Genomic DNA, 16,316 nt, shown 5'->3' with positions numbered 1-16,316 from the left:
GTCACGAGGGCAGTTTTGGTCACGCGCACATATACGGTCGCCTTTGAAGGGATCGAGGCCCGGCTGGTCGAGGTGCAATGCGCTGTGACCGCCGGGCTGCCGTCCTTTTCCATCGTGGGGTTGGCGGACAAAGCGGTCAGCGAGGCCCGCGATAGGGTGCGCGCGGCATTGACGGCTATGTCCATCGCGATGCCGTCCAAACGCGTCACCGTCAATCTATCGCCCGCGGACATGCCCAAAGAAGGGTCGCATTTCGACTTGCCCATCGCGATAGCCCTGCTCGCCGCGCTTGATATCTTACCCACTGAAGACGTGCAAAACACCGTCGCTTTGGGGGAGTTGTCTTTGGATGGCTCATTGGTGCCAGTGATCGGCGCGCTTCCTGCGGCCCTGACTGCGGCGGAACAAGATTGCAGCCTGCTTTGTCCTGAGCAGTGCGGGGCGGAGGCTGCTTGGGTCGATGCTGCGCGTGTCTTTGGTGCGGCGTCCTTGTTGGATGTCGTCCAGCATTACACTGGCCAGAAACCCCTTCCCGTCGCCAGCCCAGGCGAGGTGCGCCGCCCCGACCATGCCAAAGACTTGCGCGATGTGAAGGGTCAGGAACGCGCCAAACGGGCGTTGGAAATTGCGGCGGCGGGGCGTCACCACCTTTTATTGGTCGGAACGCCCGGGTCAGGCAAATCTATGCTAGCCGCCCGATTGCCGGGAATTTTGCCCCCGCTATCACCGGAAGAGGCGTTGGAAACCTCGATGATCCACTCCCTCGCGGGGCTATTGGAAGACGGCGGCATTTCTCGTGAACGCCCGTTCAGAACTCCTCATCACACGGCGTCCATGGCGGCGATTGTTGGCGGCGGGCGCGGGGCGAAACCTGGGGAAATCTCGCTGGCGCATAACGGCGTTCTGTTCATGGACGAGTTCCCCGAATATCCCCGCGCCGTGCTGGAAACCCTGCGCCAACCAATCGAGACCGGTGATGTGGTCGTCGCGCGCGCCAATGCGCACGTGCGATACCCCTGCAAGTTCATGCTGGTTGCCGCCGCAAATCCCTGCAAATGCGGCTATATGACGGATGCAGCGCAAGCCTGTTCCCGTGCGCCAAATTGCGGGGAAGACTATATGGGGCGCATCTCCGGCCCCCTGATGGACCGGTTCGATCTGCGTTTGGACGTCCCACCGGTGGCCTTTACCGATCTGGATCTGCCTGCCACGGGCGACAGCTCCGCCCAAGTGTCCGCGCGGGTTGATGCTGCACGGGAGGTGCAGCGTGCGCGTTTTGCGGATCATGCTGGTGTGCGGGTCAATGCGGATGCGGAGGGCGAACTTCTCAAGGAGATCGCCACGCCCGACCACGAGGGCGCGGCCCTTTTGACACGCGCGGCGGAGCATTACCGTCTGTCGGCCCGCAGCTACCACCGCGTGTTGCGCGTGGCCCGTACGATCGCCGATCTGGAGGGAAGCCACGACGTCCGTGCCCCCCATGTGGCTGAGGCCGTCAGCTACCGTGTGGCCTATTGATCAGACGCGTTTGGCTTCGATCACTTCCCAGATCTTCGCGGTGATGTTCACGCCGTCAAAGCGCTCCAGTTCCTGAATACCTGTGGGAGAAGTGACGTTAATCTCGGTCAACCAACCGCCGATGACATCAATGCCAACAAAAACCTGCCCGTGGTTTTTAAGATCCGCCCCAATGCGCTCGCAAATTTCGCGGTCGCGGTCTGTCAGGCCGATCTTTTCAGGTCGTCCCCCCACATGCATGTTCGAGCGGGTCTCGCCCTTGGCAGGAACGCGATTGATGGCGCCGACAGGCTCCCCGTCGATGAGGATGATCCGTTTGTCGCCTTTGGCCACATCGGGCAGAAATTTCTGCATGATCAACGGCTCGCGGTTGATGCCCGAGAACAGCTCGTGCAACGAATTCAGGTTGCGGTCTTCAGGCGTCAAGCGAAACACGCCCGCGCCGCCGTTGCCGTAGAGCGGCTTCAGGATTACGTCCCCGTGGCGCTCCTTGAACGCCTTCAGCGTCTCTAGATTCCGTGCAATGGCAGTCGGCGGGGTCAGATCGGGGTAATCCAGAACCTTCAGCTTTTCGGGCCAGTTGCGCACCCAAGTCGGGTCGTTGACCACCAAAGTGTCGGGGTGGATGCGGTCGAGAATATGCGTGGTGGTGATATAGCCCATGTCAAACGGGGGGTCCTGACGCAGCCAGACGACGTCCCAGTCGGCCAGATTGATTCTCTGGCGTTCGCCCAACTCGAAGTGGTCGCCCTTGACTCGTCGAACGGTCAACGGCCAGCCGATGGCATAAACCTCACCCTCCTCGAAGGACAAGGCGTCGGGGGTGTAGAAAAACAGCTCGTGCCCGCGGGCTTGGGCTTCTTCGGCAATCCGAAAGCTCGAATCCGCATCAATGTTGATGCTGTCGATCGGGTCCATTTGAATGGCGACCTTCAGGCCCATGCGCTGTCCTTCCATGGTTTTGGGCCAATTATCGGCCCCGCATGTGCTAAATGCGGCAGGTGCGTCTGGCTTTCAATCCATTATCTGCGAACAGGCGCGCTCAACTGCTGCACCAATCAAGGGTCCAGTGCGTTTTCAATCACCCTGACCCGACCCACGCCATCCACCAAAGCCACGTCGAACCGCATGTCGGTATCCTGTCCATGCGGCTCATTTGCGACGAACTCGCGCGCGGTTTCAATCAGCCGGGCCATTTGGTGCGGCCCCAAGCGTTCCGCCGCCCGCGCATGAGAGCGGCTTTGCTTGACCTCCACAAAGACCACCTGACTGCCAGAGCGTAGAACAAGGTCAATCTCCCCGCCGCATCCCCGAAATCGATGTGCCGCAAAAGTGTAGCCGCGCCGCAGGTAGTCCCGCGCGACACTGCGCTCCGCCTCGATCCCTGCGTGATACCCTGTTCGGCCACGCTCGGTTCGTGACATGGCTACTTTCCTTCTTTCTCCAGCCGCAAAGCGGCCTGATAGACCAGCCTGCGCGGCTGACCGGTTGTGGCAACAACCTGCGCCACTGCATCCTTCAACGACCCCGCCGACATCGCCTCTTTCAGTAAGATGTCGGTGTCCTTTTCATCAAAGGCACTTGTTTCGCCACGGGCGACCAGAACGACGACTTCGCCTTTCAGGGTTACCCCGTCTAGCTCCGAGACAAGGCCCGCCAAGGTGCCGCGCCGGACCTCTTCGAACTTCTTGGTCAGCTCGCGGGCAACCACCGCCTCGCGGGCCTCGCCGTAAACTTCGACCAGATCCGCTAACATTTTATGAACGCGTTTCGGGCTTTCGTAGAACACCAAGGTGCCCGGCACATCCGCCAAAGAGCGCAGAAAGCTTTGTCGCTGACCTTTGGAAGTGGGTGCGAAGCCGGCGAAGAAGAACGCATCCGTCGCAAGGCCACTCACCGAAAGTGCCGCCAACACGGCAGACGGGCCGGGGGCCGCGGTGACCATGTAGCCTGCTTCAGTCACGGCCCGCCCCAGCTGATAGCCCGGATCAGCCACCAAGGGCGTTCCAGCCTCCGACGCATAGGCAACCGACTTGCCTTCGGACAGTGCTTTTAGCAGCTTTGGTCTGGCCGAGGCCCCATTGTGATCGTGATACGCAACCATGGGGCGGCCATCCAAAGCGATTCCATGAATGTCCATCAATCTGCGCAATGTGCGGGTGTCTTCGGCTGCCAAAACATCCGCCGAGGCCAGAATATCCAGCGCGCGCAACGTGATGTCACGGGCCGTCCCAATGGGTGTGGCTATGAAATAAAGGCCTGACGCCAGATTTACGCGATTTGCAGCCGTCATATGCCCTGCCCTTCGTCTTCACGTTTACTTGACACTCCATACCTCGTATTCAGTTTGCCACAAGTGTGGCTGTGCCGGCGGCCATTTGGTGGGGACTTATGGAGTGATTAACATGTTCAACCTTTTGGGAAGCGCCCGCAAGGGCGTGCGCGCCGTTCTGGCGATTGCGGCTGCCGCTGCGCTTTCGGCCTGTGATGTCGACCTGAGCCAAGTTGGTGGCGGCGCAAGTGGCGCAAAATCCGACGGAGGCGCTGTAAATGTTGCCCTTCTGGTTCCGTATGGCTCTGCCTCGCCGGGCGATGACGGTCTTGCTCGTGCGCTTGAAAACGCGGCCCGTCTGGCCATCGCCGATCTGGGTGCCGGTAAGGTTAATCTGACCGTCTATAGAACTGCCGGTCAGGCAGGAACTGCCGCGTCCATGGCCACTCAAGCTGTGGCTGCGGGGGCCGACATTATCTTGGGGCCATTGCGCTCTGACGCGGCAAACGCTGCTGCTGTCGCAGTTTCCGGATCGAAAGTGAACCTTCTGTCCTTCTCCAACAACACGTCCATCGCGGGTGGCAATCTGTTCGTGATCGGCAACACCTATGACAATATCGCGTCCCGCCTGATGAGTTATGCCAGCGCCCAAGGCCGCAGCCGTGTCGTCGTGGTCTACCCGCGCACACCCGTCGGTCAAATCGCGCGCTCTGCAATCGTCAAAGCAACCTCTGGCACGAATGTGAAGATCGTTGGCGACGGGTCGTTTGAGTTTAGCGAGCAGGGGATCGTCGCTGCGGTTCCGGGCATCGCGCAGACCATCAAAGATTCCGGCGCGACTGCGGTCATGCTGACATCCGACAGCACCGGTGCCCTGCCGCTTCTGGCGCAGTTGTTGCCCGAGAAAGGCGTCAGCCCAGCGGTCACCAAGTATATCGGTCTGACGCGTTGGGACGTCCCAGCGCAAACCCTGTCCCTGCCGGGTGTGCAGGGTGGCTGGTTCGCATTGCCCGACCCCGGTCCGGTGGCGCAGTTCAACAGCCGCTACCGCAGCACCTATGGAGACGCGCCGCACCCGTTGGCAGGTCTTGCCTATGACGGGATCGCGGCGATCGGCGCCTTGGCATCCAAGAAGCTGGCTATGACCAAAGGCAACCTCACGCAATCCTCTGGCTTCAAGGGCGTGAACGGGGTATTCCGGTTCAAACCCGATGGCTCGAACCAACGTGCTATGGCGGTTGCCCAAGTGACGAACAATCAGGTCCAGATTATTGATCCCGCACCAAAATCCTTCGGCTTCGGCGGCTTCTGAGCCGTCCCAATCCGAAATTACACCGACTGCGCGGGGCGATCTGATTTGCCCCGCGCATGACCTTCTGGACAGCGAAGCCCTACTGGCGGAGCTTGACGCATGCGCGGCCTCCTGCAGCGACGCGAAAGACCTGCGCAAGGCAACAGTCGGCGCGTTGGCCAAAGCTCAAACTGCGGGGCGTGCAAAGATTGCCGTTGCCTTTGAGAAGGAGCCACTGGCGGCGCGACGCCTGTGCCGATCTTACACCTATTTGACGGATGGGCTGGTGCGCGCTGCGTTCTATATCGCGCAAAAACACCTGCATCCGATTTCCAACCCCACCGAGTCCGAGCGGCTGTCGGTGCTGGCTGTGGGCGGCTATGGGCGTGGGGAAATGGCCCCATTTTCCGATGTCGATCTGCTGTTTCTGACGCCATACAAAATCACACCTTGGGCCGAGAGCGTGATCGAATCCATGCTCTACATCCTTTGGGATTTGAAGCTGAAGGTGGGCCATGCCTCGCGCACAGTGAAGGACTGTTTGCGGCTTGCGCGTGAGGATTTTACCATCCGCACCGCCCTTCTGGAACACCGTTTGGTGGACGGCCACGCGCCTTTGGCCGAAGAGCTAGACGCCCAGTTGTGGCAAAAGCTGTTCAAGAAAACAGGCGCCGAGTTTGTCGAGGCCAAACTTGAAGAACGCGCCGAGCGGCTGAAAAAGCATGGCGGCCAGCGCTATATCGTTGAGCCCAATGTCAAAGAGGGCAAGGGCGGCCTACGCGACCTGCAATCGCTTTACTGGATCGCCAAATACGTGAAACGGGTCAAAACCGTCGACGCGCTGGTTGAACTCAAAGTGTTCACACAGGACGAGTTGGACAATTTTCGCCTCGCCGACCGCTTCTTGTGGGCCACCCGCGCGCATATGCACCTGATTGCCAACCGCGCGACGGAGCAACTGACCTTCGACCTACAGGTCGAGGTGGCGGACCGCATGGGCTACGAGGACAAGGGGGGGCGTCGCGCGGTCGAGCATTTCATGCAGGATTACTTCCGTCACGCCACCCGTGTGGGCGAATTGACCCGCATCCTGCTGACCGATCTGGAAGCCCGCCACGTCAAGCAAGAGCCTGCAATCATCGGCTTCCTGCGCAACGCGCGCCGCAAACGTCTCAAGCCGGGCTACAAGCTGCGCCAGAACCGCATCGACGTTGCCAACAAGCGCAGCTTTCTCAAAGACCCGCTGAACCTATTGCAAGTGTTCGAGGAGGCACTGCGCACCGGTTACCTCATCCACCCAGACATGATGCGGCTGATTGCGGCCAATCTGGATGCGATCCGTGGGCTGGAGGGCAACAAGGACGCCGCACGCATTTTCCTTGGGACGCTGTTGAAACACGGCAACCCAGAACGTGCTTTGCGCCGCATGAACGAGTTGGGCGCACTCGGGGCTTTCATCCCCGATTTTCAGACCATCGTCGCGATGATGCAGTTCAATATGTATCACTCCTATACGGTCGACGAGCACACGATTCAGACGATCTCCCACCTTGCGCAGATCGAGCGTGAAGAGTTGATCGAAGAGTTGCCTGTCGCTTCCGGAATTCTAAAGCGCGGTGTGAACCGCAAGGTGCTTTATGTGGCTCTGCTGTTGCATGACATCGGCAAAGGACGCGACGAGGATCACGCGATTCTTGGCGCAAAAATGGCGCGCTATATCGCGCCGCGCCTTGGGTTGAACAAAGATGAATGCGAAACCGTCGAATGGCTGGTGCGCTATCATCTTTTAATGTCCGACATGGCGCAAAAGCGCGACATCGCTGACCCGCGCACTGTTCGGGACTTTGCTAAAGCCGTCAAAACCGTGAAGCGGTTGGACCTGCTTTGCGTGCTTACCGTGTGTGACATCCGCGGTGTTGGGCCGGACGTCTGGAACAACTGGAAGGCGTCGCTGATCCGCGCGCTCTACCGGCAGACCAAACGTGGCCTTCAGGAAGGTATGGAGGCGCTCAACCGCGAGGAACGCGGCTCCGAAGCCAAAAAGAACCTGCGCACCGCTTTGCCGGATTGGGATAAAAAGGACCTCAACCGTGAGATCGCGCGCCATTACCCGCCTTACTGGCAGGGGCTGCACGTCACCGCCCATGTGGATTTTGCCAAGCTGCTGCTCGACATCCCGACCGATGAAATTCGGATCGAACTGACCCCTGACGAAGATCGCGACGCCACCCGCGCGTGCTTTGCCATGGCCGACCACCCGGGCATCTTTGCGCGCATGTGCGGGGCCTTGGCATTGGTCGGGGCCAATGTCGTGGACGCACGGACCTATACCAGCAAAGACGGTTTTGCGACGGCCGCATTTTGGATTCAGGACGGGGACGGACACCCCTATGACATAGGCCGCCTGCCGCGCCTTAAGACAATGATCCACAAAACCCTGATGGGTGAAGTTTTGGCCCGCGAAGCTCTGGCCCCGCGCGACAAGATCAAAAAGCGCGAGCGGCCCTTCGTTGTGCCGACATCGGTGACGTTCGACAACGAGGGCTCCGAAATCTACACGATCATCGAGGTCGACACCCGCGACCGCCCGGGGCTGCTGTATGACCTCAGCCGCACCCTGTCGGAGGCCAATATCCAGATCGCCTCGGCGGTGATTGCGACCTATGGCGCGCAGGTCGTGGATACCTTCTATGTGAAAGACATGTTCGGGCTGAAATTCCATTCGGCGTCCAAACAATACTCGATCGAGCGCAAACTGCGCGACGCCATCACCCGTGGCACCGAGCGGTCACGCGCATGAGCCAGCCCAACCGACTTTTGCGCGGCTTTGCGACTGTCGGGCTATGGACCCTGTTGTCGCGCATCTTGGGCTTTGTGCGCGATGTGCTGATCGCGGGCTTCCTTGGGGCCGGCCCCGTGGCCGAAGCGTTTTTGATCGCTTTCTCACTTCCCAACATGTTCCGCCGTTTCTTTGCTGAGGGCGCGTTCAACATGGCGTTTGTGCCGATGTTCTCCAAAAAGGTGGAATCGGGCGACGAGCCGCTCACCTTTGCGCGTGACGCCTTCACCGGCTTGGGAACGCTGCTGATTATCTTTACGGTGATCGCGCAAATCTTCATGCCGGGCCTGGTTTTGCTGATGGCATCAGGCTTCATCGCGGATGAACGGTTCGAATTGGCAACCTTGTTTGGCCGCATCGCGTTCCCCTACATCTTGTTCATTTCGCTCGCAGCGCTGCTTTCGGGTGTCTTGAATGCCACGGGCCGGTTTGTCGCCGCCGCAGCCGCACCGGTCTTGCTCAACGTCTTGTTCATTGTGGCGCTCAGCGTTGCGTGGCTGTCGGGTGCCGACATTGGCTTGACCCTCGCGTGGACCGTCCCTGTTGCGGGCATCGCACAGCTTGCGCTGGTGTGGTGGGCTGCCGCTCGCGCTGGCTACCGCCTTGTTCCGCGCCGCCCACGTCTTACGCCAGAGCTTAAACGCCTCGCTATCATCGCCGCCCCTGCCGCTTTGGCGGGTGGTGTGGTGCAAGTGAACCTGCTGGTAGGCCGCAACGTGGCAAGCTGGACCGAAGGCGCGATAGCCTGGGTGAATTACGCTGACCGCCTGTATCAGCTGCCCTTGGGAGTGGTTGCGATCGCCATTGGGGTCGTATTGCTGCCAGAGCTTTCGCGTCGCCTGCAAGCCGACGACGTTGCTGGGGGGCAAGACGCGCTCAGCCGCGCGGGCGAGGTGGCGCTTGCCTTGACGGTGCCATGTGCCGTGGCCCTGATGGTCATCCCCTCGCCGATGATCTCGGTGCTGTTCGAACGCGGCCGCTTCACGGCGGAGGACACAGCAGCCACTGCGCTGGCTGTTGCGATCTACGGAATGGGGCTGCCCGCCTTCGTTTTGCAAAAGATATTCCAGCCGCTCTATTTCGCGCGCGAAGACACAAAACGACCGTTTTATTTCGCCATCGCAGCCATGGTAATCAACGCGGTAGTAGCAGTGGGGCTTTGGGCTTGGCTCGACTATCTCGCCGCCGCCTTGGCGACCTCGTTGGCTGGCTGGGCAATGGCGTGGCTGTTGTGGCGCTACTCGCGGGACTTCGGTCAGGCCGCGACCTTTGATGCACGCTTCCGCACCCGCGCGCCGCGCATCATCGCTGCGGCCGTGCTGATGGGCGCGTTCCTTTACGGCGCACATATGCTCCTGACACCGGTATTCGAGATGGGGGCATGGCGCTATCTGGCGCTGACGATCTTGCTCGTGTCAGGCGGCGCTTTCTATGGCGTCATCGGCAAAGCACTTGGCGCGTTCCGCCCAGCCGATCTAAAACGCAGCCTGAAACGCTAGCGCTTGCGCAGCTTCGCCAGCACGTGGCCCCACCCGCCGGGGCTCAGCACAAAGGACAGCAAGAAGCCCGCCACGAAGCCCGCCACATCGGCCACCCAGTCATAGCCGCCGCCGAACAGCAGCCCGAAAACCAACTGGAACAGCATCAGGAAGCCGATCAATGTGAAGGCCCGCATGGAGTTCGCGCCCACGGCAGCCAGATTGACCCAAAGCAGGAACGTAAACGCCCCGATCAACCCGTATGCGCCGGGATAGGCCCCGAACAACGGCTGCTGTGTCTCGGTCACCAACGCGTAGATCAGCGCGCCGAAGATCGAGCTGAGCATGAACACCGCGAGGAACGCCAGCGCCGAGAATATCTCGCCCACGGCCTTGCCGATGGCCAGCACGATCACAACGGCAAAGGCCGCGTGGGTAAAGCTGCCATGCACAAAAGGATAGGTCACAAAGCGCTGCATATGCTCCATCGGGAAGTAGCGCTTTTCGACCATCGCGTCCCAGATCGGACCAAAGAAGGCGTAATCCTCCAGCGATGTCAGCCGCCAGCCGACGGCTTGCGCCCCGCCGACAAGGCCGCTTTCGCCTGCTTGGAAGATGAGTTCGACCCCCGCGAGGATGACCGCCAATGCGATGACCGCAGGCGGCAATGCGTTAAACGGGGAGGCGTCTGCGTTTTTGTCGTACATGGGACCTGCTCTGGTTGACCTCTTGTTGGCCCATGGGTAAGCGACAGGGACCCATAAATCCAGACGGAGATACAGACCATGGCCGACACCGCCTTCCAACCGCGAGTGTTCTCAGGCATCCAGCCATCCGGCGGCCTGACCCTTGGCAACTACCTCGGTGCGCTGAAACGCTTTGCGGATATGCAAGACGAGGGCAATTTCGAGACGATCTACTGCATGGTGGATCTTCACGCGATTACTGTCTGGCAAGACCCCGAAACGCTGAAGCGCAATACCCGCGAATTGTGCGCGGGCTTCATTGCCTCTGGCGTGGATCCTGAAAAATCGATCCTGTTCAACCAATCTCAGGTGCCGGAACACGCGCAACTGGCGTGGGTTTTCAACACCGTTGCCCGCATGGGGTGGTTGAACCGCATGACCCAGTTCAAGGACAAGGCAGGCAAAAACCGCGAAAACTCCTCGGTCGGGCTGTTCGCCTACCCTGCACTGATGGCCGCGGATATTTTGATCTATCACGCAACCCATGTTCCGGTTGGAGAAGACCAGAAGCAGCATGTGGAGCTGACCCGCGACATCGCGGCCAAGTTCAACCATGACTATGGCGTGGATTTCTTCCCGATCACAGAACCCGTAATCGAGGGGGCGGCCACCCGCGTGATGTCCTTGCGCGATGGCTCCAAGAAGATGTCCAAGTCGGACCCGTCCGACATGAGCCGGATCAACCTGACAGACGACGCGGACGCCATCGCATCCAAGTTGCGCAAGGCCCGCACCGATCCTGACGCCCTGCCCTCCGAAATCGAAGGTCTGTCGGAGCGGCCCGAGGCCCGCAACCTTATCAACATCTATGCGGCCTTTGCCGATATGACGCCTGAGCAGGTGCTAGAAGAGGTCGGCGGCAAGCAATTTTCGGAGTTCAAGCCGATGCTGGCGGATCTGGCCGTCTCCAAACTGTCCCCCATCTCGTCCGAGATGTCGCGGCTGATGCAGGATCAGAGCGAGATCGACAAGATCTTGCGCCGCGGGGCGGAGCGCGCACGCGAGATTACCGCGCCAATCCTCGCCAAGACCTACGATATTGTGGGGCTGGTCGCCTAAGGCAGTGTCACAAAGTCGATTCAGAATCGGCCCATACAGCCTGCATAGGCCGCGCTGCCCCCATATCCTGTCCCGATAGAAACGCGCGGTTTTGTCTATATGCCCCCGTCCCCTCCCCGTGGACGGGGGCATTGCTTTTTGGCGCACAGAAACCGCGCGTGGATGCGCCTATCATTGCAGGCCCGCATGGCTATCTTTGTGGATGAAAGGAGATCCCTATGTCTCACACATCCACTCCGTCGCTTGGGCATGTGCACCTTCAGGTCTCTGATCTGGAGCGGTCGATCGCGTTCTACCGCGATGTTGTCGGCCTTGAGATCCAGCAACGCGATGCGCAGTCCGCATTTATGTCTTTTGGCGGGTATCACCACCATCTGGGGCTGAACACTTGGCGTTCCAAAGGCGCGGGCCCAGCGCCGCGCTGCCATCCGGGTCTGTTTCACAGCGCCTTTGTCTACCCCGACCGCGCAGCACTTGGGCAGGCTATCATTCGCGTTTTGGATGCGGGCCTCACTTTGGAAGGCGCTGCGGATCACGGCGTCAGCGAGGCGGTCTATCTGTCAGACCCTGACGGCAACGGGGTCGAACTTTACCGCGACCGTGCGCAGGCCGACTGGCCGCGCGAGGCCCAAGGCACATTGCGCATGTTCAGCGACCCGCTCGATGTGCAGGCCTTGATCGCAGAGGGCGAGAAAGGTCTGGACGCCTGACCTAACGCGGCCTAGCGTGGTGCTGATCTGAGGGAGGACGACTATGGCAACCGGCATCAACATCCGCACCTATTTCAACGGCACTTGGCATGCGGGCGACGTGCCAGTGATGCGCGCCGCGGACCATGCTATGTGGCTTGGGACCTCCGTTTTCGACGGCGCGCGCTATTTCGAGGGCGTCTCCCCCGATCTGCACGCCCATTGCGAACGGGTGAACCGCTCGGCCGCGGCACTGATGATCACGCCAACCCATACGGCAGATCAAATGGTCGAGCTTGTTCATGAGGGACTTGCCGCCTATCCCAAGACCGCCGCCGTCTATATTCGCCCGATGTATTGGGCTATTGCAGGCGACGAGCTGGGTATCGTGCCAAAACCCGACCAGACGGGCTTTGCCATCTGTCTTGAGGAAATTCCAATGGCGCCTGTTGGCGCGGCGACAACCCTCACGACCACCCAGTTCTGTCGCCCGACCTTGGCGTCGAGTGTGGTGAACGCTAAGGCGGGTTGCCTCTATCCGAACAACGCCCGAATGCTAAGTGAGGCGCGTTCGAAAGGCTTTGGCAACGCGCTGGTCGCGGACGCTTTGGGCAACGTGGCCGAGACCGCAACCGCCAACGTCTTCATGGTGCGCGACGGCGAGATATTTACGCCAATCGCCAATGGCACTTTCCTTGCAGGCATCACCCGCGCCCGTCACATTGCAAACTTGGCCAAGGACGGCACAAAGGTGCATGAAACCGTGCTGAGTTTTCAGGACTTCCGCGAGGCGGATGAGGTGTTCTTGTCGGGCAACATGATGAAAGTGACTCCGGTCAAAGAGTTTGACGGAACACACTATCAATCCGGCCCTGTCACCAAGCGGGTCCGCGATATGTACTGGGACTGGGCGCTGTCTGAATGACCTCACGTCGACACCCCGCGCGGCCAAACCTGCTATTGCGCGACATCGACGGTTGCAGCATGATCTGCCCCGTGGAGGGCTTTGGCCATGCGTAAGTTTCTTGTTGTCCTTGATGACAGCCGCGAATGTCTGAATGCGATGCGTTTCGCAGCCATGCGCGCGGCGCGCACTGGCGGCGGGGTCGAAATTCTGGCGGTGATCCCTCCGGATGAGTTCAACCACTGGGTCGGTGTTGGCGAAATCATGCGCCAAGAGGCACGTGACCGGATCATTGCGCATTTCGAAGTCTTCGCCAAATGGATGCGCGACAAGCAGGGCGTTGATCCCGAACTGGTCATCCGAGAAGGCGAAGCTGTGCCGGAAATTCTGGCTCAGGTGAAAGAGGATCCCGAAGTCGGCGTGCTGGTTCTTGGGGCGGGCACAGGCAACAAGGGCCCTGGCCCTCTTGTGACAGAACTGACCCGGCGCTCTGGCACCTTGCCGATGCCGGTGACAATTGTGCCCGGTGAGATGACGAAAGAGCAGCTTGAAGCTGTGAGCTAGGCTCAGCGGCGAGCCACTTTAGAATTATTCCAATCTATTGACTTCGCGGCGGCGGAGTCTCATATCTAGACTCTGCACAAAAGAGGCCCAGTCATGTTTATTCAGACAGAATCCACTCCTAACCCAGCAACGTTGAAATTCCTTCCCGGACAGACCGTTCTGGAAATGGGAACCGCGGATTTCCCATCGGCGGACACTGCTGGAAAATCGCCCCTCGCCAATCGTATTTTCGCGGTAGATGGCGTGACAGGCGTATTCCTTGGCAATGATTTCGTGACCGTGACCAAGGCCGACGCAATGGATTGGGATCACATCAAACCTGCCATTCTTGGCGCGGTGATGGAGCATTTCCAATCCGGCCAACCCGCCCTTGAAGGTGACGGCGCAGGCAATGGCGGCCATGCCGAACACACCGGCGAAGACGGCGCGATTGTGAACCAAATCAAAGAGCTTCTCGACACCCGTGTGCGCCCTGCTGTAGCGCAAGACGGCGGCGACATCACGTTCCACGGGTTCGAGCGTGGTGTTGTCTATCTGCACATGCAAGGCGCGTGTGCCGGTTGCCCGTCCTCGACCCTGACGCTGAAGATGGGCATCGAGAACCTGCTGCGCCACTACATCCCCGAAGTGGTTGAGGTTCGCCCCGTCGCGGCCTAAAGCTGCCAATATGGCTGACCAACTGACATTGGCATTCGACACATCGGCCGCGCATTGCGCGGCCGCTTTGCTGTTGGGCGACACCTTGCTCGGATCGCGGGTTGAGGAGATGCAGAAAGGGCAGGCCGAGCGGCTTATGCCCTTGCTGGATGAGCTTTTGGCACAGGCAGGCAAAACGTGGGTCGACCTTGACCGAATTGGCGTCGGTATCGGACCGGGCAATTTCACTGGTATCCGCATTTCCGTTAGCGCGGCACGGGGTCTGGCTTTGTCCCTTGGCATTCCGGCAATCGGTGTCAGCGCGTTAGAGGCAATGGCATCTGGCCCTGCGCAGTCCGGTGAAACGCTCGCCCTGATCGACGCACGACAGGGCAATGTTTACACACAAAGTTTTGCCAAGGGTGGCGCGGCATTGGGCGCTCCGTGCTTGTGCCCAAAGGACGAAGTTGCCCAGCGTTCCCCACGGGGAACCCATAGCATCGTGGGGCATCACAGCGACGACTTGGCGGCGCAGATGGGCGCGGTTTCAGTTATGTGCAGTGCGGGTAATACGGTTCGCGCGATTGCATTTATTGCGTCCCGTCGCGCTACCGACGGCGCACGCCCTGCCCCGCTTTACCTGCGCCCCGCCGACGCGGCCCCGCCCCGCGACCCGGCCCCTGTCATCCTATGACTGCTGACGATCTTGCCAAACTTCATGCCAAATGCTTCGAGACCCCGCGCCCTTGGTCGGCGGCGGAGTTTTCCAGCTTTGAAGACAGTGCTTTTCTTCTGACCTCGCCGAACGGCTTTCTGCTGGGCCGTGTCGTCGCGGACGAGGCGGAATTGTTGACCCTCGCGGTTGATCCCGTTGCACGGCGACAAGGCGCTGCACGTGGGCTCGTTGATCAGTTCAAAGGTCGCGCCTACGCCGAAGGTGCGACTGTGGCCTTTCTCGAAGTCGCTGCTGATAACACGGCTGCACTCGCGCTCTATCACAACTGCGGGTTTGAAGACGCAGGCCGCAGGCGCGGCTATTACAGGCGTCCAGATGGGTCGGGGCTGGATGCTTTGGTGATGCGCTGCCTGCTTGATCACCAATGACCTTGGGTAAGCGACTGAAATCACGCCATTTGCGCGGAAACCTGACAAGAATCGGTTGACCCCTCCCCCACGCTAGGGCGTTAATATGCGATGATCTGCGGGCGAGCCTCGCCCGATCACTGCTTTTATGCTCCCGAGGGTAACGGCCTCGGGCAAAACAAAAACATCTGGGAGACCATCATGACCATCATGCAAAAATTCCTTGGCGCGGCAGCGACCATCGCGCTGTCCGCAGGCGCTGCGCTGGCCGATCCGGCGATCATCTTCGATCTGGGTGGCAAGTTCGACAAATCCTTCAACGAGGCTGCTTACAACGGTGCGACCCGTTGGGCCGAAGAAACCGGCGGCAAGTTTGCCGAGGTTGAGCTGCAATCCGACGCTCAGCGCGAGCAAGCCCTGCGCCGCTTCGCTGAGGCCGGTTCCAACCCGATCGTCATGGCTGGCTTTGCGTTCGGCAACGCTTTGGGTGAAGTCGCCGGAGACTACCCTGACACCTCTTTCGTCATCATCGACATGGTCGTTGACGCACCAAACGTGCGTTCGGTGGTCTTCAACGAGCATGAAGGCTCCTATCTTGTGGGCTATATGGCGGCGCAGACCTCCAAAACCAACACTGTCGGCTTCATCGGCGGCATGGACATCCCGCTGATCCGCAAATTTGCCTGTGGCTATGCCCAAGGCGCCAAAGCGGCGAACCCTGACACCAAAGTGATCTCCAACATGACCGGCACCACCGGCGCGGCTTGGAACGATCCGGTTAAAGGCGGCGAGCTGACCCGTGCGCAAATCAGCCAAGGCGCTGACGTTGTGTACGCGGCTGCTGGCGGCACCGGTTTGGGTGTTTTGCAAACGGCTGCTGACGAGGGCATCCTGTCCATCGGCGTCGACAGCAACCAGAACTACCTGCACCCGGGCAAAGTTCTGACCTCCATGATGAAGCGCGTCGACAACGCTGTTTACAACGCGATGAAAGACGGCCCCGGTCTGGAAACTGGCTTCAATGTCATGGGCTTGGCCAATGAAGGTGTCGGCTACTCGATGGACGAGAACAACGCCGAACTCGTCTCCGACGATCTGAAAGCAACCGTTGATGCGGTCGCGGCCAAGATCATCTCGGGCGACATCACAGTGCACGATTATATGTCCGACGAAACCTGCCCGTCCCTGACATTCTAAACTGACCAGAGGGGCCGCCCCATTTGAGGGCGGCCCTTTG

Annotated in this window: 16 protein-coding genes; 12 read left to right on the top strand and 4 right to left on the bottom strand. The window is 60.0% G+C overall.

Going from position 1 to position 16,316, the window contains the following annotated elements; translation table 11 throughout:
• The first annotated feature begins 15 nt into the window (after window positions 1–15).
• Window positions 16–1,518, top strand: a complete 1,503-nt coding sequence (locus BM352_RS06975; RefSeq protein WP_090214254.1) for a YifB family Mg chelatase-like AAA ATPase — start codon at window positions 16–18, stop codon at window positions 1,516–1,518.
• Here the strand turns inward: BM352_RS06975 and gshB are convergent, their stop codons facing one another.
• From gshB to rsmI, 3 genes are all read right to left on the bottom strand, one after another.
• Window positions 1,519–2,460 carry a glutathione synthase gene (gene gshB, locus BM352_RS06970; protein WP_090214252.1) on the bottom strand — a complete coding sequence of 314 codons (942 nt, stop codon included), beginning with the start codon at window positions 2,458–2,460 and terminating at the stop codon, window positions 1,519–1,521.
• Between the two features lie 116 nt (window positions 2,461–2,576).
• The gene (locus BM352_RS06965) at window positions 2,577–2,942 is read right to left on the bottom strand and encodes a YraN family protein (protein ID WP_090214250.1); all 366 of its coding nucleotides are present in this window, start codon (window positions 2,940–2,942) and stop codon (window positions 2,577–2,579) included.
• Between the two features lie 2 nt (window positions 2,943–2,944).
• Window positions 2,945–3,811, bottom strand: coding sequence for a 16S rRNA (cytidine(1402)-2'-O)-methyltransferase (gene rsmI, locus BM352_RS06960; RefSeq protein ID WP_090214248.1), 867 nt, complete (start codon window positions 3,809–3,811; stop codon window positions 2,945–2,947).
• A gap of 112 nt (window positions 3,812–3,923) precedes the next feature.
• Here rsmI and BM352_RS06955 point away from each other — a divergent pair, with 112 nt between their 5' ends.
• Genes BM352_RS06955 through murJ form a run of 3 tightly spaced genes read left to right on the top strand, consistent with a single transcriptional unit; the run spans window position 3,924 to window position 9,419 of the window.
• Window positions 3,924–5,102, top strand: coding sequence for a penicillin-binding protein activator (locus BM352_RS06955; protein ID WP_090214246.1), 1,179 nt, complete (start codon window positions 3,924–3,926; stop codon window positions 5,100–5,102).
• Entirely contained in the window at window positions 5,062–7,881 is a 2,820-nt protein-coding gene (locus tag BM352_RS06950; RefSeq protein WP_425434512.1) for a [protein-PII] uridylyltransferase, read from the top strand. The genes BM352_RS06955 and BM352_RS06950 overlap by 41 nt, the downstream gene beginning before the upstream one ends.
• Window positions 7,878–9,419, top strand: coding sequence for a murein biosynthesis integral membrane protein MurJ (murJ, locus tag BM352_RS06945; RefSeq protein WP_090214244.1), 1,542 nt, complete (start codon window positions 7,878–7,880; stop codon window positions 9,417–9,419). Before BM352_RS06950 ends, murJ begins: the two co-directional genes overlap by 4 nt.
• On the opposite strand, the gene BM352_RS06940 is transcribed toward murJ, so the two are convergent.
• Window positions 9,416–10,105 (bottom strand): rhomboid family intramembrane serine protease, encoded by a 690-nt coding sequence (locus BM352_RS06940; RefSeq protein WP_090214240.1) that lies wholly within the window; start codon window positions 10,103–10,105, stop codon window positions 9,416–9,418. The genes murJ and BM352_RS06940 overlap by 4 nt on opposite strands.
• Window positions 10,106–10,183: 78 nt before the next feature.
• Between BM352_RS06940 and trpS the strand changes: the two genes are divergently transcribed.
• The 8 genes from trpS (at window position 10,184) to BM352_RS06900 (ending at window position 16,276) form a co-directional block, all read left to right on the top strand.
• The gene (gene trpS, locus BM352_RS06935) at window positions 10,184–11,203 is read left to right on the top strand and encodes a tryptophan--tRNA ligase (RefSeq protein WP_090214238.1); all 1,020 of its coding nucleotides are present in this window, start codon (window positions 10,184–10,186) and stop codon (window positions 11,201–11,203) included.
• A gap of 218 nt (window positions 11,204–11,421) precedes the next feature.
• Window positions 11,422–11,913: a VOC family protein gene (locus BM352_RS06930; protein WP_090214235.1), complete on the top strand. Its 492-nt coding sequence runs from the start codon at window positions 11,422–11,424 to the stop codon at window positions 11,911–11,913.
• A 43-nt stretch (window positions 11,914–11,956) separates the two neighbouring features.
• Window positions 11,957–12,817: a branched-chain amino acid aminotransferase gene (locus tag BM352_RS06925; RefSeq protein WP_090214232.1), complete on the top strand. Its 861-nt coding sequence runs from the start codon at window positions 11,957–11,959 to the stop codon at window positions 12,815–12,817.
• An 87-nt stretch (window positions 12,818–12,904) separates the two neighbouring features.
• On the top strand, window positions 12,905–13,360 hold the full coding sequence (locus BM352_RS06920; protein ID WP_090214231.1) for a universal stress protein: 456 nt from the start codon (window positions 12,905–12,907) through the stop codon (window positions 13,358–13,360).
• Window positions 13,361–13,453: 93 nt separating this feature from the next.
• The gene (locus BM352_RS06915) at window positions 13,454–14,017 is read left to right on the top strand and encodes a NifU family protein (protein ID WP_090214229.1); all 564 of its coding nucleotides are present in this window, start codon (window positions 13,454–13,456) and stop codon (window positions 14,015–14,017) included.
• Between the two features lie 10 nt (window positions 14,018–14,027).
• Window positions 14,028–14,690 carry a tRNA (adenosine(37)-N6)-threonylcarbamoyltransferase complex dimerization subunit type 1 TsaB gene (gene tsaB, locus BM352_RS06910; protein WP_090214226.1) on the top strand — a complete coding sequence of 221 codons (663 nt, stop codon included), beginning with the start codon at window positions 14,028–14,030 and terminating at the stop codon, window positions 14,688–14,690.
• On the top strand, window positions 14,687–15,100 hold the full coding sequence (locus tag BM352_RS06905; RefSeq protein ID WP_090214223.1) for a GNAT family N-acetyltransferase: 414 nt from the start codon (window positions 14,687–14,689) through the stop codon (window positions 15,098–15,100). The genes tsaB and BM352_RS06905 overlap by 4 nt, the downstream gene beginning before the upstream one ends.
• Before the next feature lie 180 nt (window positions 15,101–15,280).
• Window positions 15,281–16,276 (top strand): BMP family lipoprotein, encoded by a 996-nt coding sequence (locus BM352_RS06900; RefSeq protein WP_090219909.1) that lies wholly within the window; start codon window positions 15,281–15,283, stop codon window positions 16,274–16,276.
• The last annotated feature ends 40 nt before the right edge of the window (window positions 16,277–16,316 follow it).

Source organism: Litoreibacter janthinus (assembly GCF_900111945.1).
Taxonomy (GTDB): Bacteria; Pseudomonadota; Alphaproteobacteria; order Rhodobacterales; family Rhodobacteraceae; genus Litoreibacter; species Litoreibacter janthinus.
Note: the sequence above shows the minus strand (reverse complement) of the source record. Positions and strands in the feature narration are given on the sequence as shown.